This is a genomic window from Streptomyces sp. AM 4-1-1 (assembly GCF_029167625.1).
In the GTDB taxonomy this organism is placed as follows: Bacteria; Actinomycetota; Actinomycetes; order Streptomycetales; family Streptomycetaceae; genus Streptomyces.
The window spans coordinates 5,953,382-5,971,622 of the sequence record NZ_CP119145.1 but is presented as its reverse complement, the minus strand read 5'-3'; the positions used below and the strand labels follow the sequence as shown (position 1 = coordinate 5,971,622).

At 72.3% G+C, this 18,241-nt stretch carries 19 protein-coding genes; 6 read left to right on the top strand and 13 right to left on the bottom strand.

Annotated elements, in window-relative coordinates; genetic code table 11:
* Nucleotides 1-53 precede the first annotated feature (53 nt).
* The 9 genes from PZB75_RS25255 to PZB75_RS25215 form a co-directional block, all read right to left on the bottom strand.
* Entirely contained in the window at nucleotides 54-1,142 is a 1,089-nt protein-coding gene (locus PZB75_RS25255; RefSeq protein ID WP_275537586.1) for a glutamate--cysteine ligase, read from the bottom strand.
* 289 nt (nucleotides 1,143-1,431) lie between these two features.
* Complete coding sequence (locus PZB75_RS25250) at nucleotides 1,432-2,079, bottom strand: class F sortase (protein WP_275537585.1); 648 nt, start codon at nucleotides 2,077-2,079, stop codon at nucleotides 1,432-1,434.
* 9 nt (nucleotides 2,080-2,088) lie between these two features.
* Nucleotides 2,089-2,775, bottom strand: coding sequence for a DUF4142 domain-containing protein (locus tag PZB75_RS25245; RefSeq protein ID WP_275537584.1), 687 nt, complete (start codon nucleotides 2,773-2,775; stop codon nucleotides 2,089-2,091).
* 254 nt (nucleotides 2,776-3,029) lie between these two features.
* Complete coding sequence (locus PZB75_RS25240) at nucleotides 3,030-4,286, bottom strand: cytochrome P450 (protein WP_275537583.1); 1,257 nt, start codon at nucleotides 4,284-4,286, stop codon at nucleotides 3,030-3,032.
* Between the two features lie 34 nt (nucleotides 4,287-4,320).
* On the bottom strand, nucleotides 4,321-5,598 hold the full coding sequence (locus PZB75_RS25235) for a cytochrome P450 (protein WP_275537582.1): 1,278 nt from the start codon (nucleotides 5,596-5,598) through the stop codon (nucleotides 4,321-4,323).
* On the bottom strand, nucleotides 5,595-6,203 hold the full coding sequence (locus PZB75_RS25230; RefSeq protein WP_275537581.1) for an ATP/GTP-binding protein: 609 nt from the start codon (nucleotides 6,201-6,203) through the stop codon (nucleotides 5,595-5,597). Before PZB75_RS25230 ends, PZB75_RS25235 begins: the two co-directional genes overlap by 4 nt.
* Nucleotides 6,181-6,546 carry a DUF742 domain-containing protein gene (locus tag PZB75_RS25225; protein WP_275537580.1) on the bottom strand — a complete coding sequence of 122 codons (366 nt, stop codon included), beginning with the start codon at nucleotides 6,544-6,546 and terminating at the stop codon, nucleotides 6,181-6,183. The genes PZB75_RS25230 and PZB75_RS25225 overlap by 23 nt, the downstream gene beginning before the upstream one ends.
* Entirely contained in the window at nucleotides 6,543-6,953 is a 411-nt protein-coding gene (locus PZB75_RS25220) for a roadblock/LC7 domain-containing protein (protein WP_275537579.1), read from the bottom strand. Before PZB75_RS25220 ends, PZB75_RS25225 begins: the two co-directional genes overlap by 4 nt.
* 2 nt (nucleotides 6,954-6,955) lie before the next feature.
* Nucleotides 6,956-8,623, bottom strand: coding sequence for an ATP-binding protein (locus PZB75_RS25215; RefSeq protein ID WP_275537578.1), 1,668 nt, complete (start codon nucleotides 8,621-8,623; stop codon nucleotides 6,956-6,958).
* 693 nt (nucleotides 8,624-9,316) lie between these two features.
* On the opposite strand from PZB75_RS25215, the gene PZB75_RS25210 reads away from it, so the two are divergent.
* Together PZB75_RS25210 and PZB75_RS25205 are read left to right on the top strand one after the other, a co-directional pair.
* Complete coding sequence (locus PZB75_RS25210) at nucleotides 9,317-9,475, top strand: hypothetical protein (protein ID WP_275537577.1); 159 nt, start codon at nucleotides 9,317-9,319, stop codon at nucleotides 9,473-9,475.
* A 1-nt stretch (nucleotide 9,476) separates the two neighbouring features.
* Nucleotides 9,477-10,325: a hypothetical protein gene (locus tag PZB75_RS25205; protein ID WP_275537576.1), complete on the top strand. Its 849-nt coding sequence runs from the start codon at nucleotides 9,477-9,479 to the stop codon at nucleotides 10,323-10,325.
* A gap of 19 nt (nucleotides 10,326-10,344) precedes the next feature.
* On the opposite strand, the gene PZB75_RS25200 is transcribed toward PZB75_RS25205, so the two are convergent.
* Nucleotides 10,345-11,022, bottom strand: coding sequence for a ScbR family autoregulator-binding transcription factor (locus tag PZB75_RS25200; protein WP_275537575.1), 678 nt, complete (start codon nucleotides 11,020-11,022; stop codon nucleotides 10,345-10,347).
* 552 nt (nucleotides 11,023-11,574) lie between these two features.
* On the opposite strand from PZB75_RS25200, the gene PZB75_RS25195 reads away from it, so the two are divergent.
* Nucleotides 11,575-12,276 carry an HAD family phosphatase gene (locus PZB75_RS25195; RefSeq protein ID WP_275537574.1) on the top strand — a complete coding sequence of 234 codons (702 nt, stop codon included), beginning with the start codon at nucleotides 11,575-11,577 and terminating at the stop codon, nucleotides 12,274-12,276.
* Nucleotides 12,277-12,467: 191 nt separating this feature from the next.
* Here PZB75_RS25195 and dhaL read toward each other — a convergent pair whose 3' ends face one another.
* The 3 genes from dhaL to PZB75_RS25180 form a co-directional block, all read right to left on the bottom strand.
* The gene (dhaL, locus tag PZB75_RS25190) at nucleotides 12,468-13,142 is read right to left on the bottom strand and encodes a dihydroxyacetone kinase subunit DhaL (protein ID WP_275537573.1); all 675 of its coding nucleotides are present in this window, start codon (nucleotides 13,140-13,142) and stop codon (nucleotides 12,468-12,470) included.
* A 61-nt stretch (nucleotides 13,143-13,203) separates the two neighbouring features.
* Nucleotides 13,204-14,202 (bottom strand): dihydroxyacetone kinase subunit DhaK, encoded by a 999-nt coding sequence (locus tag PZB75_RS25185; RefSeq protein WP_275537572.1) that lies wholly within the window; start codon nucleotides 14,200-14,202, stop codon nucleotides 13,204-13,206.
* Between the two features lie 568 nt (nucleotides 14,203-14,770).
* Entirely contained in the window at nucleotides 14,771-15,598 is an 828-nt protein-coding gene (locus PZB75_RS25180) for an NADPH-dependent F420 reductase (protein ID WP_275537571.1), read from the bottom strand.
* Nucleotides 15,599-15,849: 251 nt separating this feature from the next.
* Here PZB75_RS25180 and PZB75_RS25175 point away from each other — a divergent pair, with 251 nt between their 5' ends.
* From PZB75_RS25175 to PZB75_RS25165, 3 genes are all read left to right on the top strand, one after another.
* Entirely contained in the window at nucleotides 15,850-16,440 is a 591-nt protein-coding gene (locus PZB75_RS25175) for a lytic polysaccharide monooxygenase auxiliary activity family 9 protein (protein WP_275537570.1), read from the top strand.
* A gap of 252 nt (nucleotides 16,441-16,692) precedes the next feature.
* Nucleotides 16,693-17,892 carry a cytochrome P450 gene (locus PZB75_RS25170; RefSeq protein WP_275537569.1) on the top strand — a complete coding sequence of 400 codons (1,200 nt, stop codon included), beginning with the start codon at nucleotides 16,693-16,695 and terminating at the stop codon, nucleotides 17,890-17,892.
* A gap of 53 nt (nucleotides 17,893-17,945) precedes the next feature.
* Nucleotides 17,946-18,134, top strand: a complete 189-nt coding sequence (locus tag PZB75_RS25165; RefSeq protein WP_275537568.1) for a ferredoxin — start codon at nucleotides 17,946-17,948, stop codon at nucleotides 18,132-18,134.
* Nucleotides 18,135-18,241 lie beyond the last annotated feature (107 nt).

Here is an 18,241-nt window from a genome sequence, read left to right as displayed (position 1 = left end):
TGCCGGCCGCGGCGGGCCCGGGACGCGGCCCGGACCCCGCTTCCCCGGGAGCGTTACGCGCGAGTCCTGCGCACGCACTCGGTGACGACGTCACGCAGGCTTCCGGTCCGCTGCAACAGCTCGCGCTGAATCCGGGCGCCGCTGCCGGTCTTGAGCACCGCCCCCAGTGCCTCCTGGGCGGGCAGTACGTCGTCGCTGTCCTCCAGCGCGTCCCGTACGTGGTCGAAGAGCGCGCGCACCACCGTCTCGGCGGGCTCCGGGGCCAGCGTGACGGGATGCAGCAGCCGCTCCTCAAGACCCGACCTCGCGGCCCGCCAGGCGGCCAGCCGCAGCAGTCCCGTCCCATGGCCGACGGGCGGTTCCCCGGCACGCCACTCGCGCGCCGCGGTCTCCACCAGCCCTCGGGCGAGCGTGGCGAGGAGCGCCGTCGTGGCGGACTCCAGGCAGACGTCCGCGACCCGGATCTCCACGGTGGGATAGCGGTGCGAGAGGCGCGCGTCGAAGTAGATCATCCCCTTGTCCCTGAGCACCTCGGAGCCGACCATGGCGTCCACCGTCTCGTGGTACCGGTCGGCGGAGCCGAACACCTCCGTCGGCCCGGCCGAGGGCCAGCGCCCCCACACCCGGCTGCGGTAGCTGCTGTACCGGGTGTCCTTGCCCTGCCAGAAGGGGGAGTTGGCGCTGAGCGCGAGCAGCACGGACAGCCAGGGCCTGATCCGGTCCAGGACCGCGACGCCCTCCTCGTCGGATTCGACGGACACATGGACATGGCATCCGCCGGTGAGCTGTTCCTGGACGGTCAGCCCGAACTGCTCCTGGAGCCACTGGTAGCGCTCCCCGGTGTTGATCGCCGGGCTGACCGGTACGGGGGACGTGGCCAGGGCGACCACGGCCGCGCCCACGTGCTCCGCGTGCCGCGCCGCCTCGGACCGCCAGCGCCTGATCTCGTCGGACAGCTCGCCCATGTCGGTCTGCGGGCGGGTCGCGAACTCCAGTTGCTGCCGGTGGAGTTCGGGTTCAAAGACATCGTCCCCCGTCCCGTTCCGGGACGCCGCGGCCAGCACCGCCGTGGACACCGCCTGCGCTTCCCCGTTCTCCGGATTCACCAGGAGAAGTTCTTCCTCGACACCCACACTGCGCACGACAACCGCCTTTCCTCGCCCCGGACCTTCATCTGCGCTGACGCCCGCCTGTGCGCGGCGGGGCCCGGACGACGGGCGTCCGGGCCCCGCGACGGCGCTGACGCGTGTTCCACCAGCGGTTATCGACCTCTGGACAGTCTGTTGCCCCGAGGAATTCCGGTCACACGCCGGAGGTCCGGGTGTTTCCCGCCGGGTCGGCGGGGCAGACCGCCGGGGCGGAAGGTCTCCCCTTCACCGAACCGGCGCGGCGGGAGAGGCGGGGACGGGGACGCCGGGCCGGCCCGTCCGGTCAGCCCGCCGCGCCCGCTCTGCCCGGCGGCTCCCGCGTCCCCGTCCCCTTCACCGGTGTCCCGTACAGCACGAGGTTGTCCGCGTAGCCGCCCGTCGCGCGGTCGTACCGCCCGGCGCACGTCACCAGGGCCAGCCGGTGCGGCCCTGACCGGCTGAACAGGTCGGCGGGCAGCGCCTGCCGGGCGTAGGTGCGACGGGCGGTGAGGCGGTACGGACGGACGCGGCCGTCCGCGCCCGTCACCTCGACCCGGTCCCCCGGGCCGAGCCGGTACAGCGCGGCGAACGCCCCGAGCCCCTTTCCCCGCACGTCGACGTGCCCGGCGATCAGGAGCGTCCCCCGGGCCGCCCCGGCAGGGGCGCCCAGGGCCCACCAGCCGCCGGTCCGTCCGTCGGGCCGCAGGGCCAGGGCCCCGTCGGCACCGGCCGCGACCGGGACCAGCGGGGCCCGGAAGCCGCCGGGGCCGCGGACGGCCATCGGCGGGGTCGGCGCGTCGGCGCCGCTCGCCGAGCGCGCCGACGCGGCCGAGGGCAGCGCCCCGGCGTCCTCCGGGGCCTGCCGCGGGCCGCCGGCCGAGAACCATCCGGCCAGCATCGCGCTCAGCCCGCAGCAGACCGCCAGCGCGGCGGTCACGGTGCGGCGCGTCATGGCGTCGGGTCAGCGGCGCCCGGCCGGCCGGCGCCGGCCGCGCAGCAGTGCGGCGGCCCCGCCCGCCGCGAGGAGCCCGCCCCCGGCGAGGGTGGCCGTCCCCGCCGCACCCGAGTCCCGGCCTTCGGCCGCGGCGGCGAACTGGCCGCCGCTGCCCGCGTGGACCACCCCGATGTCCTTGGCCACGTGGCAGGTGCCGCCGCGCACCATCGCCAGATGCTCGGCGACCACCGGCCGCGCGGTCCCGGCGGCGGCCTTGACCTCGACGTTCTTCCCGTTCCTCAGCTCGTCGTCGAGCAGTGCCAGGGTCTTGGTGTGCGCGGCCTCCTGGGCCGTCAGCCAGGCACTGTCGTAGGCATCGGTGCCCGCCTTGGCGCGCACGTCGTCGAGTGTCCGCCGCTGGTCCGCGGTCGGTGTCGTGGACAGCGGGATGTCGAGCTTGGCCGCCAGCGTCTTGAGGTCCGCGTCGAGCATGCCGTGATCACGTACCAGCACCTCGCCGATCGTCTTCACGCAGAGGCTGCGGCCGTTCTTCCGGGCGTCCTGCCCGGCGGCGATCTCCGCGAGGTTGCCCTGGTGGACGGATTTCACGAAGGACGTGTCCAGGTCGCTCACGGACTCGGCGAATGCCTGGGGCGCCGGGACGCCCGCCATCGCTATGCCCATCACGGCGGCGGACACCAGTCTTGTTCGCATCACGGAGTGCTCCTTCCATGCCTGCCCGGACCGTCGGCCGGGGCGGGACTGACCGAGGCGCCGCCAATACGGCACCCGGCAGCCATACATCCCTCGTGACACGCGGTACGCCGCACGAAGCGGGCGACTCTCACACCAACGGCCGACAATCCGGGACGGGCCGGGGACGACCGCACCCCGCCTGCCGGACTCGGCGTCCGGCCTGCGGGGTGTCGTCGTGCGGGCGCGCCCGGCTCTCACCGGGGCGTGGCCGTTCAGGCCGGGGCGGTCAGCCGGACCGGCAGGGTGGCCGTGCTGTTGGAGAACAGCGACGGCACGGGAGGCAGCCGGTCCGGGTCCGCCGCGAGGGTCAGACCCGGGTAGCGCGCGAAGACGGCGGGCAGCGCGAGCGCGGCCTCCAGCCTGGCCAGCGGGGCGCCGAGGCAGAAGTGCGGGCCGTGGCCGAACGCCAGGTGCTTGCGCTGTTCACGGGTGATGTCGAAACGCCCGGCGTCCTCGCCGTGCTGGTGCTCGTCGCGGCCGACCGCGCTGTACGGGGCCATGATCGCCTCGCCCTCGGGGATGCGGACCCCGGCGATCTCGACGTCCTCCAGCGGGTACCGGAACGGGAAGTTCCCGATCGGGGCGTCCCAGCGCAGGGTCTCCTCCACCACGGCGGCCCAGACCGAAGCGTCGCCGTTCTCGGCGAGGGCGCGCTGGTCGGGGTGGGTGAGCAGGGCGCGTACCGCGTTGGTGATCAGGCTGAGCGTGGTCTCCTGGCCCGCGGAGAGCATGACCAGCAGGGTGCCGACGAGTTCGTCCTCGCTCAGCGCGTCCGGGTCGGCCTCCCGGGCGGCGACGAGCGCGCTGGTCAGATCGTCACCCGGGTGCTTCCGCCGGGTCTCGACGACCCGGGCGAGCAGCTGGTACTGCTCGGTCTGGCTGGCCCCGACCTCCTCGGGTGCGAGGTCGGAACGGAAGATGTTGTCCATCAGCTCGCGCAGCCGGGGCCGCTCGTGCTCCGGGACGCCGAAGAGTTCACAGATCACCCGCATGGGGACCGGGTGCGCGAAGTGCAGCCGCAGATCGACGGTCCCGTCGGCCGCCGCGTGCGAGGGCAGTGCGTCCAGCAGGTCGTTCACGATGCCCTCGATGCGGGGGCGGAGCTCCTGGACCCGGCGTGGGGTGAAGGTCTCGGTCACCAGTCTGCGGAGTCTGCGGTGCTCCTGGCCGTCCGCGGTGACCATGTTGGTGACCTTCACCATGCCTATGAGGGGCCAGTCGTCGGGTATCTCGCCGCGGCGGACGGCGCTCCAGTTGTGCCAGTCCTTGCTGAAGCGGGGATCGGCGACCATGTCGTTCAGCAGGGCGTGGTCGGTGACCGACCAGGCCAGTACGTCTCCGGGGAGCAGGACCCGTACGACGGGTCCCAGCTCGCGCAGCCGGGCCGCCTCCGCGTGGTGGTCGGTGCCGTAGGGGTCCAGGGTGACGACCGGGACGTCCATGGGCGGGGGTATCGCATGGGCGGTCATGTGTTCCTCCAGGGTGGGGCGGGGGGTGGTCGGCTCAGTGGGGAGTCTTCCGGTCGGGACCGATGGCTGTCGTGTACCTGGCGGAGAACTCCACGGGCAGCGAGACGGGCACCCGGGTCCAGGGTGAGGGGCGCCAGGTCACGTTCTCCGCCGGGACGGCGAGCCGCATGTCGGGGAGCAGGTTCAGGACGGTGTTGACCGCCGTACGGGTGATCAGCCGGGCGGGCACCTGGGCGGGGCAGACGTGGGCGCCGGACGAGAAGGCCAGATGGGCCCGGTTGCCCGGTTCCACCTCGCCGGTCTCCGAGCGGACGGCGGGATCGTCGTTGGCCGCCGCGATGCCCAGGATGAGGACGTCACCGCGCCGGATGTGCTGGCCGCCCAGCTCGGTGTCGCGCAGCGCGTACCGGGCCGGCATGTTGTTCATCGGGGGATCGCGCCACAACGCCTCGTCGAGCGCGTCGTCGACGCCGAGCCGGCCACCGTGCATCCGGGCCGCGAAGCGGGGGTCCGTGAGCATCAGCCGCAGGGTGTGGGAGATCCAGGCGGTGACGGTCTCGTTGCCTGCGGAGATCATCACCACCATCGACTGGAGGTGCTCGGCCTCGTCGCGCAGATTGGGGTGCCCGAGCAGGGCGGTCGTCAGGTCGTCCCGTGGTTCGGCGCGCCGGGCCCGCAGGGTGTCGGCCAGGATCTCCTCGAAGTTGCGGTTGCCGAGCTGGGAGTCGTCGGCGCTGCCGAAGAGCGCGATGAGCGCCTGGAGCAGTTCGTGCCCCTCGCCGCTGTCCAGACCGAACAGCGAGGCGATGGAGAGCATCGGGACGATCGTGGCGTACTCGTTGACCAGATCGGCGCTGCCCCGGGCGGAGAACTCCTCGATCAGCTTGGCGCACATCGTCTCGACCTGGCGTCGGGTCCTGCGCTGGTCGATCCGGGCGACGCCGTCGTCGAGGGGCTGCCGCAGTCTGCGGTGCTCGGGGCCGTCGGCGCCGATGACGTTGGCCCGCCAGGCCATCATCGGCAGGAGCCCCGACCGGGGGGAGACCACTCCGTCGTTGAGGTCGCGCCAGTTGCGGGCGTCCCGCGAGTAGACCTGTTCCTGGCGGGTGATGGTCAGCAGTTCGCGGTAGCCCATGACGAGCCAGGCGGGCACGCCCGGTTCCAGCTCGATCTTGGCGACGCTCCCCCACTGCTCGCGCAGCCGGCGGTACGTGCCGCGAGGGTCGGCGGAGCCGACCGCCTCGGCGAGCGGGAGGAGGCCGGTGGTGCGGGCGTGCGCGGGGCAGGCGGGCGGCGGAAGGGGGTGGCTCATGAGGCGTTCTCCGGTACGCGCGATGCGCGGGAGCTCATCACGTATTGGACGAGGCTGATCAGGGCGTCCAGCGACGACGTGCGCTCCCGGGCGTCGCACATCACCACGGGGGTCTCCGGCAGCAGGTCGAGGGCCCCGCGCAGCTCCTCGATGCCGTAGTACTCGCTGTCGGGGAACTGGTTGACCGCGATGGCGAACGGGAGCCCGCGGATCTCCAGTTGTTCCAGGACGTCGAAGCTGTCCTCCAGACGCCGGGTGTCCACGAGGACGAGCACGCCTATCGCGCCTTCGGCCAGGCCCTCCCACAGATCCCAGAAGCGGCGCTGTCCCGGGGTGCCGAAGAGGTAGAGGACCATCCGGGAGTTGACGGTGATCCGTCCGAAGTCCATCGCCACGGTGGTGGTGGACTTGGTGCTCATGCCGGCCAGGTCGTCCACTCCGACGCTCGCCTGGGTCATCACCTCCTCGGTCCGCAACGGCTCGATCTCGCTGACGGAACCGACCAGCGTCGTCTTGCCGACGCCGAACGCGCCCACGACGAGGATCTTGACCGCCTGCTGCACCGTGTTGGCCAAGTAACGGTCAGCGGAGTCTGCGGAGACCATCCAGTACCTCCTGAAGCAGTTGTCGGTCGGGCAGGACGGCCTGCGGTACGCCCGACCGCGCCGACAGATGACCGCTGTCGACGAGGTCGGACACCAGGACCTTCACCAGACTCACCGGGAGCCCGAGGTGGGCGGCCGCCTCCACCAGGGAGAGCAGCCGCCGGCACATCCGCATCAGGGCGATCTCCTCCCTGGTGGCGGAGACGGGCAGGTCACGCGGAGGGTCGACGGCGATGAGGAGTGTCTCGACACCGATGGTGTTACGAGAGGGACGGGAGCGCCCCTTGCTGATCACGTACGGGCGTAACGCCCGGTCCTCGTACGCTCCCTCCGGGGTGCTCAACGAACGGACCCGGGCCTCGGCGGGCTGCTGAGGTTGGCCGCCCCGATCTTCATCACCTGTGCCTGCATCTGCCGGGCCACCAGCTTCGGGTCCACCACCGGTCCTGTCACCACCGCCAGATGGACGTTGTCGGCGCTGCGCATGAAGAGGAAGCCGCCGTTGAACTCGACCATCTGCTGGTTGACCGCGCCGCCGTCCTCGCCGAACTCCCGGCCCAGGCTGCGTCCCAGGGACTGGAGGCCCGAGCAGTTCGCCGACAGCCGGTCGGCGGAGTCCCGGTCCATGCCCTCCGAACTGACCAGCAGCAGACCGTCGGCGCTGAAGACGATCGCCTGCCGCACACCGGGTACCGCGGCGACCTCCGAGATCATCCAGCCTCGCTGCTCGGGGTTCTCCACGTAACTCATGCTCACGCCTGTCCTTCTGCGGAATCGGGGGTTGGGGGGGTTGATCCGCCCTGGCCCTGGTGCGGGCCGGGACGGGGGTCGGGCACGGAACGGCCGCCCTCGAAGAACTGCTCCATCCAGTCGCCGGCCTCCTCGGGTGTCACCGGGGGCGCCGAGGCGGCGGGGGCCGGTTCGGCGGTCGGCAGGTACGCGTCGCGCCGTGAACGCCGCTGCGGGAGGCGGCCGGTCGGCGCCGGGTTCCGGGCGGCGTGACGGGCCTGGCCGGGAGCGGGTGCCGTCCCGGCCCCGGAGGGGTCCGTGGGGCCGGTGACGCCGGTGGGCGCGGCCCCGTCGGACGGTGGAGCACCGGCGCCCACCCCTGACGTAACGTCACTGCCGCTCGTGGCGGAGGGGTTCGGGTGGGCCGGAGCGGGCTCGGGCGCCCGGCTGCCGGTGGACTGTTCGGGTACGGACGGACCCGTCGCCGTCGCACGCCGGGCGAGCGGCGGCTCGGCGGTGTGCGCGGCGGGCGTGCCCGCCGGGGCGATGGCCTCCAGCACGTCCGTCGGGATGAGCACCACCGCGCGTACGCCGCCGTACGGGGACGGGCCGAGGTCGACGTGGAAGCCGTGCCGGTCGGCGAAGCGGCCCACGACCGCGAACCCGGTCTGCGGGATCTCACCGACGTCACCGACGCCCAGGAGACGGCGGCCCGAGACCACCTCGCGGGCCTCGGCGAGCCGGTACTCGTCGAGCCCCAGGCCGCCGTCGTCCACCTCGATGACGGCGCCGCGCTGCACGGTCCGCACGGTGACCGGGACGGCGGTGCTCGGCGGGGAGTACTCGGTCGCGTTGGCGAGGAGTTCCGCCATCAGGTGGATCAGCGGCTCGACGACCGGCGCGGCGATCCCGATGTCCGGGTCGCCCGAGACCTCGACACGGGTGAACGCGACGATCCGTCCCGACGCGGCCCGTACCGCGTCGACCAGCGCCAGCGGCTTCTGCCACTGCTGTCCGGGCCATTCGCCGCAGAGCACCTTGAGGCTCTGCGCGTGCCGTGCCTGCTGGGTGGCCGCGTGGTCCACCCGCATGGTGGACTCCAGCAGTTCGGCGTCTCCCGGATACCGGTCCGAGATCCCCGTGACGCTGGCCTGGATGCGGTGGGCCGATGTCTGCACCCGGCTGGCCAGTTCCACCAGCGCCAGCCGCTGGGACTCCTCGCGGTGCTCGACCGCGTCGCGCACCTCGGTCAGCAGCCGGTCGAGGAGTCCGGCCGTGGCCTCGTCCAGCCGGTCCGCGCCGTGCCGGGCGCCCGGGTCCTGCCGCCCGGCGAGCGCGGCGGGCAGCCGCTCCTGGACGACGTGCCCGACCTCCGCCCTCATGAGGGCGGCGCCCTGTTGCGTGTGGCGACGCCAGTCGGCGTCCCGGCGCATCAGCTCCTCGCCGCGTTCCCGGACGTCCGTCAGCAGACGGGCGGCCTCGGAGTCGGCGCGTCTGTGCCGCCGGCGCAGTGCGGTCAGGAGGGCGAGCACCGCCAGGGCGACCACGGCGTACACCGAGGCGACGAGGGGACGGTCGGCCGCGAGGAGCACCACCGGCGCCGCGAAGGTGAGGAACGCGAGGGTCAGTACCGCCGGCCAGAGGTACTGCGTCCGGCGAGAGGGGGAGACGGACGCGGAAGAACGGGCCATGAAGAACCTTTGTATCGGCTGTATAGGCTTCGGATTGGCTGAAAGACGCCGCCGGGGCGAGCCGAGCGGCGACTCACCGGGGGGCGCGGCGGCGCTGAGGAGTGAGTGCGGTCGCCAGGGGTTCGAGGCCGCGCCGCCCCGGCCCGTTGGTCCCCTGACAAGCTTTCACCTCGCGTTTTGTGCAGGCCGCCGACGCATCTGATGACGCATTGAAATCGTATAGTCGCGTTGCGTATGACCAGGGCACTTTCCGGTCATCTTCTGCTCGCTCGTCAGGGGTACGAAGCAGGCGGAACGCCCCGAGTCGCCACTCCCGGCCCGCCGTCCGGGCTCCCTGGGGTGCCGCCCGGCCGGCCCGGGGCAGGCGGATCGGCAGGGCCCCGGAGGAGCGCCGCACGCGGTGCGTCCGGGCATCCGGCGGGCAGCGGGCACGGCCGGACGGGGGACGGCCGAACGACACGTCACCCGTCCGTTCCGGGGCCTCTGAGCAGGCTCTTCACCCGACCGAGCGGTGGTTACGGTCCCCGCCGGGGCCGACCGCCGGGAGGACACGGCGAACACGGCGTGTTTCGCTCCGGGTGTGAGCCGTTCCGGGTCACACCCGTGCACATCCGATGCGCTGCCCATGGTGCGGCCGGCCGCGCCGGATCGATCCCGTGGGTTCGCCTCCCTCACCACCTCACAGGGGTCCTCATGAAACGTCACAGCGTCACGACCACCTCCCCCACCGCCGGCGCCCATCCGGTCGGCGCGACCGCCTCGGCGCGGGCCGACGCCGACGCGAGAACGGCGGCGACCGGCGCGGCCGCGACCGGCACCCGAACCTCCGTCACCCCCTGCGCGGGGGCCTGAGATGCGCGGATTCCGCACGCTCCCGGCCGCGGCGGGGGCCACCGTACTGATCGCGACCGCCCTGTCCGCCCTGAACCCGGTCTCCGCGCAAGCGGCCGTGGCGTGCGACGAAACGGCGCTCATCACCGCGGTCGACGCCGCCAACGCGGCGGGCGGGGGCAATGTCGTCCTGGCGGCCGACTGCACGTACACCATGAGCGTGCCCCACAGCAGCGACGCGGACGGCCCGAACGCGCTCCCGATCATCACCACCGCGATCACCCTGACCGGGGACACGGATACCATCATCCGTTCGACCGCGCCCGGCACGCCGGCCTTCCGCATCGCCAAGGTCGCCCCCGGCGGCGACCTCACCCTCAAAGGGAACGTCACCCTGCGCAACGGCAGGGCCGCCACGGACGGCGGGGGCATCCTCAACCACGGGGCCGTCACGCTCACGGCCGGCACACTGACCGGCAACACCGCGCTCGGCAGGGGCGGCGCCCTCGCCAACGCGGACATCGCGGCTCCGGCCAAGGGCGCGGTGGCGACGTTCACGAACAGCACCGTCTCCGACAACACCGCCACCGGCCAGGGCGGCGGCATCCGCAACGGCTCGCGGGGCTCCCTGACCACCACCAGCAGCGCCGTCCGGGGAAACACCTCGGGAGCCCAGGGCGGCGGCATCGCCGCGGTCGACTCGACCGCGACCACCCTCACCAGCACCCCGGTCAGCGCCAACCGCGCCGTCCTGGCCGGTGGTGTCCACCGCTCGAACGGCGTCATGACCCTCACCTCGTCACCGATCAGCGGCAACGCTCCCACCAACTGTGTCGGCAGCACTCCTTCGGTACCGGGCTGCGTCGGCTGAGACAGGGGCCCGCGGGCGCTCAGGGCAGGGCGCCCACGGGCTCGCACTCGTGCTTGCGGGCGCGCGCCAGCAGCGCGGCCGCGTCCGGCCGGGCCTGCAACGCGTTGAGGACCAGCAGCCACCACTCGTGCAGCCGGTCCAGCAGCCCTTGCTGTCCGACGAGTTCCTCCGTGAGGGTGTACAGCCCGAAGAAGGCGCAGACCAGGGTCCCGGCCGTGGCCGACGGCTCGACCCCCGCCGCCAGTTCCCCCTCGGTACGGGCCTGCGCGAGGAGCCGGGTGGCGGCCCCGGTCCAGACCGCGAACGGCGCGGGCACCACCGCGTCGATGGTGCGGCGCTCCGTCCACAGCCGCGCCCCCGCGCGTGCGATGGGCTCCTCCCGCAGGGCCCTGGCGATCTCGAAGCTCAGCGCGACCAGCCGCTCCAGCGGTGGCACGTCGGCGGCCCGGTACCGCGCGGCCAGCTGCGGCCAGGCGGCGAACTGCTCCCGCACGACGGCGAGTGCGAGCTTCTCCTTGCTGGAGTAGTGGAAGTAGATCGCCCCGCTGGTCCGTCCCGACAGCGCGCTTATGTCATTGATGCTCGTTCCTGCGTACCCCTGTTCGGCGAAGAGATGTGCTGCGGCTTCCAATAACGACCTTCGGGTCACCCGCGCCCTGTCCTGCACGCCCGTTCCGCCTCCGCTCAACAGCTCCATTATTCCGGTGCAGAAATCTAGTGCGCCCGCGTACCACCGACGCGGCACATCGCTGATTGTGCGTGGAGATTATTATTATTCTTCGCCCGTGCACACGCGGGGGTGACATCGAGGACGTTCCCGCTTCACTTCTGGCCGTTTTCGAACACGGCGTTCCCCTACGGCGATCATGGCCCGGCCCGCGCCAATTCGGCTGCTTCGCAACGAAGTTGCCGGGCGCCGCTCACTCGGCCGACCGGCCGGGACCGCCCGCCTCGTCTCGCGCGTACTGCGCCACGGGCCGCCCGTCAAACACTCGAAGTAGTGATTGCGTCACTCTCCGGCGCGAAATTAACGTAGTCAACACGATGTTTCGGGGCCAACCGAAGGAAGCCTGAGCGTTTCCGTCATGGAGGGCCCCTGGAGGCCGATACGTCCGCCTCCGCGCCCGGTCACCGACGACCGCTCGGAACCCCCACCCGCGTCTGCCGGGTGAGCCCACTCCGCGGTCCGACTCCTCACGGCGCCCGCCGATTGCGCGGGGCCGGCGCACTCTCCGAGAACGGCAGGGAAATGACAGCTCATCGCATTCTTTCCTGGTCCCCGGCAGCCATCGTCTTCGACTGCGACGGCACTCTGATGGACACCGAACGGCACTGGCAGGACGCCCGCAACAGGGTCTTCCACGAATTCGGGCTCAAGCCCGCACCCGGATTCGCCGAGCGCGCGAAGGGCGTGCACTACACCGAATGCGGAACGCTCATGGCCGAGGAGACCGGGAAACCGGAACTCGCCGACGACATGATCCACTCGCTCCTCAAGCACTTCACGGCGCTCGTCGCCGAATTCCCCGCCACCATGCCGGGCGCGGCGGCCCTGGTGCGGATCGCGGCCGGCCATCTGCCACTCGCCGTCGCCAGCAACTGCCCGCTGGAGGTGGTGGAGTCCAGCCTCTCGCGGGCCGGGCTGCTCAGCCACTTCGCCCATGTCGTCGTCCCGGGCGACGGAGTGCGGCCGAAGCCCGAACCGGACGTCTACGCGACCGCGGCCCGTCTCTGCGGGGTGGCTCCCGAGACGGCGATGGCGGTCGAGGACTCCCTGACCGGCATCGACTCGGCCCGCCGGGCCGGACTACGGGTGCTGGGCGTGGGCCCGCGCCCGGCCGGGCAGGGCGCCGACCAGGCCGACCTCTGGGTCAGCACCCTGGGTGATCCGGAGCTGCTGGCCTGGGCCCGCTCCCGGGTCACCGCGGAGGCACGGCCCGCCGGCCGATGAGACGCCCGGTGCGTGCCGCTCCCGTGGTGGCCGGGAGCGGCGCGCACCGGGTCCCGGGTCACGCACCGGGCTCCGGTTCGGCGCTCTCGACGACGGCCCGGCGCCACCCGGCGCCACGTGATCCGTCGCCACGCCGTCCGTCGCCGCCTCACCTGGCGTCACGACACCTCGTCACGTCACCTGTCGACGTGTCATCCGTCGCCGCGCAGATACGGTTCAAGGCTGTGGACGGTGCCTCCGGCCGAGGCGAAGAGCAGGGCGATACCGACCGCTCCCGGGTCCGGCACACCCGTCACCCGGTCGCCCAGATAGCTCGCCCGCCCCATCCGCGCCCGCAGCCGGGCCGTGTCCCGCACTCCCTGCCACGCCGCGTCCGCCGCCGCGGCCAGCGCGCGGTCGGGCGGACTGTCCGCCGGTTCGGCGCGCAGCGACCGGGCCGCCGGGGTCAGCGCGTCCACCAGTGTCTTGTCCCCGGGCGCCGCCTCGCCCACCCGGCGGATGGCGGCCAGCCCCTCCTCCGTACCCTCGGCGAGGCCGGCGGTGGTCAGTGTGGTGCCGGAGGCGGCGACGGCCGCTCCCAGCGCCTGGAACAGCAGCCCGAAGAGAGGACCGCTGGTCCCGCCTATCTCGTCGAGGAAGGCGGTGGCCACCGTCTCCAGCGGCTCCGACGCCTTCTCGTGACTGCCGCCCCGGTCGAAGAGGCGCAGTGCGGCCCGCACACCGGCGCTCAGGTTGATGCCGAAGTCGCCGTCGCCGACCCGTTGGTCGAGGGCGGTGAGTTCGGTCTCGGTGGCGTACGCCGAGTCGGCGAAGCGGTGCATCCAGCCACTCGTGTACGCCCCGTCGAAGGTCTCGTTCGTCGTCACGTCCTACTCCTGTTCCCCGGTTTTCCGGTTCCCCGGTCCCCGGGCTTCGCCGTTCGCCCGGTCACCAGCACAGCGCCGCCGTGCGGACGGGCGCCTCGTAGAAGTCCAGCACCCGGGCGTCGGCCACGAGCAGGGTGAGGGAGAAGCCCCGCATGTCCAGGGCCGTGACGTAGTCGCCGATGAGGGAACGGGCGAGTCCGGTCCCCCGGGCGTCGAGCACCCGGCCCAGCTCCCCGAAGATCCCGTACAGCTCCAGCGGGGTGACCGAACCCAGTCCGTTGACCAGCGCGATCACCGAGTCGTCCGGCCCGGGGCCGAGCGCCGCCAGCAGCGCGTCCGTCATCTCCTCGACCAGCGACCCGACGGACCCGTGCCGCCGGGTGTGATCGGCGCGCTCGCCGTGTATGCCGACGCCGTACTCCAGCTCGTGCGCCGGCAGCTCGAACGCCGGTCTCCCGGTGGTCGGCGCGGTGTGGGCGGCGGATGCGACGGCCAGGGTGCGGCAGCGTTCCGCCAGGGCGGCGCCGAGGTCGGCCAGTTCCCGCAGTCCCATGCCGGTGTCCGCGGCGGCGCCGAGGATCTTCTCGATGAGCACCGTGCCGCCCGTGCCCCGACGGCCCGAGGCGATGTCCGCCGAGTCGGAGGCCAGGTCGTCGTCGACGAGGACGCGTTCACAGGGGATGTCGTGGTGGGCCAGGCGTTCGGCGGCGATGCCGAAGTTGATCCGGTCGCCGGTGTAGTTCTTCACGATGTGCAGGACGCCCTCGGACCGGGCGACCGCCAGGGACGCCTGGTACACCTGCCGGTTGTGCGGTGAGGCGAAGACCCGGCCCGGACACGCGGCGTCGAGCATCCCCGCGCCGACGAATCCGACGTGCAGCGGTTCGTGGCCCGAGCCGCCCCCGGAGAGCAGAGCCACCCGCCGGGCCTTCGCCGTGTGCCGTGCGGTGAAGTAGCCGTGACCGGTGTCGTAGGTGACGAGATCGGCATGGGCACGGGCGAAACCGGCCAGGGCGTCCGGCACCAGTGCATCGGTGCTGTTCTCGAAGTACGAGACCATTCGGGGTCCTCCGTCCTCCAAGGCCGCGAGCGGCTGAGCGAACCGACTTCCCGGCGGCGCGGGTCACTCCATGCTGGGGGCGAGCGGCACGGGCGGCAACTCAACCCCGGCGCCACGCGCGTTTTCCGGCCGTGCCACCGGGACGCGGCACGGGACACGCCCGTTCGGCCGACGGCCGACCGGGCGAGGAAGCGGACGACGGTCAAGAGGCGCGAACCGGGGCGGTGCCGGGGCCCGTGCGCGAGCGGGCCGGGCACGGGAGCGGTACGAGGACAGCCACGGGCACGGGTGCGGAGCGGCCACCGGTACGGCCGGACGCACGGGTACGACGTACGGGCACGCGCCCGTGCCGTGGCACCCGCCCGGGCCCGCCACGGCACGGGCGTGGATACGCGTACGGCCGTGGACACGCGTACAGGCACGGGCACACGACGGCGCGGGCATGGGTACGCGTACGGACACGGCGCGGGCATGGGTACGCGTACGGACACCGGGCACGGGCACCGCGACGGCGCGTGCGGCCGCTTCTCGTCCCCGCCCCCGTCCGGGCGCGGACGCGCGGCGCGGATCAGGCGGGCGCGTCGAACGTGCCGGGGCTGGCGGGGGTGGCCCGCCACTGCGCCGTACGGTCCCGGCCGGCCTCGGCGAGTCCGCGCCGCACTCCTTCGGCGTCCAGATCGGTGGTGTAGACCGGTGTCCCCGGCTGCTGCCGCCACGACTCGTCGAGGCCCCCCGCGTCGACCGGATCGAAGCCGAGCGCGTCCACCAGTTCCATGACGACGGCCTTGGCCCGCTCGTCGTCCCCGGCCACCGGCAGTGCGATCCGGCCGGGGGTTCCGGGCTCACGGGCTTCGTCGCCGAGATGCTGGGCGTAGATGTTGTTGAACGCCTTGATCACCGGGTGACGCAACCGCTTCTCGGCCCAGCGGCTCTCCGGCAGCCCCTCCTCGATCTCGTCGATCCGGCCGTCGCGCTGCCGGGGGTAGTAGTTGCCGGTGTCGACGACGATCAGGTGCTCGGACACGTCGTCGAAGAGCCCGGCGGGCAGGTCGGGGACCCTGATCTCGGGAATCGTCACCACGACCAGGTCCGCCCCCTTCGGAGCGTCCTCGGCCGCCACCGCCCGTGCCCCGGTCTCCGCGGCCAGGTCGGTGAGGGTCTGCGGGCCCCTGGAATTGGCGACCACGACCTCATGGCCGAGTTCCGTCAGCCGTCGGGCGAGGGTGCCGCCGATGTTTCCGGCGCCGATGATGCCGATCTTCATACGCCTGCTCCTGCTGGGTGTCGTGGTGAGGCATGGACGCGCTGACGGCCTCCTCCACTCCCTGCCGTGGGGGAGGCCGTCACCCCCGGCCCTGTTCTCCCCCAGCCTGCGAGTACGCCGCGGACCGCGCAACCAGTGTCCCGCCCCGGACCGTGCGGGGTCCCTGCGCCCGGACGGCCGTCACCGTGCGCATGACGTTCGAAAACCCCCATTCCCGGGCGCACACGCACACAGTGGCCCAGGTCACATCCGAGCCCATTCCTGGTATGGACATGACCAAGTGGCGCCGCTAATCTCGGAGTTGGTCTAGACCGCAGCAAGGTGAGCGCGTACGCCCCGTCCATCCCGCAGCGACCCCCACTCCCACCCCCCAGGAGCGAAGCATGCGCAGGAAGATCACCTCGACACTTCTCGGCCTCGGAATGGTCGGCGCCTCCGTATTGGCCGTATCCGGCAGTGCGCAGGGCCACGGCTACACCGACTCCCCCATCAGCAGGCAGCAGCTGTGCGGCAACGGCACCGTACGCGGCTGCGGCCAGATCCAGTGGGAGCCCCCGAGCGTCGAGGGCCCCAAGGGCTTCCCCAGCAAGGGCCCCGCCGACGGCCTCATCTGCGCGGGCGGCAACGGCCGCTTCTCCGAGCTGGACGACCCGCGCAGCGGGAACTGGCCCGCCACCAACGTCAGCGCCGGCCAGAACTACACCTTCAGCTGGCGGATCTCCGCCCGGCACGCCACGACCGACTTCCGCTACTACATCACCAAGGACGGGTACAACCCCGCCAAGCCGCTGACCAGGGCCGACCTGGACCCGCAGCCGTTCCTGACCGTGCCGTTCGGCGGCCGCCTGCCGGGCAACACGGTGACCCACACCGGCACGCTGCCCCAGAAGTCCGGCAAGCACCTGATCCTCGGCGTGTGGACGGTCGCGGACACCGGTAACGCCTTCTACGCCTGCTCCGACGTGAAGTTCTGACGGGCGGTCCGCTCCCGCCGCACGCTGCCCCACGCACACAGCCGCCGCCTCCGTCCGGTCGCGCCCTCAGGCGCGGCCGGACGGTGCGCGTTCCGGCCGCGCCGGGCGCGGGGGTCGCGGAGCAACCCCGCGGAACAACCCCACGGGACGGCACCACAGTTGGCCGAACATCGCGTAGACCAATTAGGTGTCTGAGGCATCTAGTGGGCAGGGACCGGTAGGAATCCTCCCCTCCCGTCTGTGAGGCCCGCCATGTCAGAGACCGAGACCGTCTCCTTCCCGCAGGACCGCACCTGTCCCTATCACCCGCCCACGGGGTACCGCCCACGGCCCGAGGACGGGCCCCGGCGACCGCTCTCGCTCGCGACGCTCTTCGACGGCCGCAGGGTGTGGCTCGTCACCGGGCACGCCGAGGCCCGCGCGCTGCTGGTGGACAAGCGGCTGTCGTCCGCCCGGGAGAACCCGGACTTCCCCCTCTTCAACGAACGGGTCGCCGCGACCAGACGACGTGTCGCACTGGTCGGGCTCGACGATCCCGAGCACAACGTCCAACGCCGCATGCTGATCCCGAGCTTCACCCTCAAGCGGACCGCGGCGCTGCGGCCACGCATCCAGGAGACCGTGGACCGGCTGCTGGACGCGATGATCGAGCAGGGGCCGCCCACCGACCTGGTCACCGACTTCGCACTGCCCGTCCCCTCGATGGTGATCTGTACGCTGCTCGGTGTCCCGTACGCCGACCACGAGTTCTTCGAGGAGCAGTCGCGCAAGCTGCTGCGGGGGCCGTCGGCCGCCGACATCGACTCGGCGCGCGACGCGCTCGACGACTACTTCCGGGTACTGATCGACAGCAAACAGAAGAACACCGGTGAGGGACTGCTGGACGAACTGATCGCCCGTCAGCTCGCCGACGGGGACATCGACCGGGAAGAACTCGTCCAGTTGTCCCAGATCCTGCTGGTCGCGGGCCATGAGACGACCGCGAACATGATCTCGCTGGGCACCTTCACGCTCCTCCAGCATCCGGCGGAGCTGGCCAGGTTGCGCGAGTCGGAGGACCTGATGCCGTCCGCCGTCGAGGAGTTGCTGCGGTACCTGTCCATCGCGGACAGCATGGCCCGGCTGGCCATGGAGGACATCGAGATCGGTGGAGTGACGATCCGGGCCGGTGACGGCATCGCGCTGGCCGCGTCGGTGATCAACCGCGACGAGGCCACCTACCCGTCACCGGACCGACTGGACCTGGGCCGGGAGGCGCGCCATCACGTCGCCTTCGGCTTCGGCGTCCACCAGTGCCTCGGCCAGAACCTGGCGCGGGCCGAGATCGAGATCGCGCTGCGCTCCCTCTTCACCCGGCTGCCGGGGCTGCGACTGGCGGCGCCCGCCGACGACATCCCCTTCAAGCCGGGCGACACGCTCCAGGGCATGCTCGAACTGCCCGTGTCGTGGTGACCGCGCACCGGCCGGGGACCACGGGACAGCCCTCAGGAAAGGAACCACTCGCGATGCAGATCAGTATCGACACGGACGTGTGCATCGGCGCCGGCCAGTGCGCCCTGACCGCTCCGAAGGTCTTCACCCAGGACGACGACGGCCTCAGCGCTCTGTTGCCGGGGCACGAGGACGCCGTCGAGGGCCCGATGACCGGGGAGGCGGCGCGTGCCTGTCCCGTGGGGGCGATCACACTGGAGTGACCGGGCGGACGTCCCGGCGGACATGCCGCCGGGGCGTCGGCGTGATCACGCCGACGCCCCGGACACCGATGGCGGAACCGCTCACCGTACCGCCGGAGTGACACCGC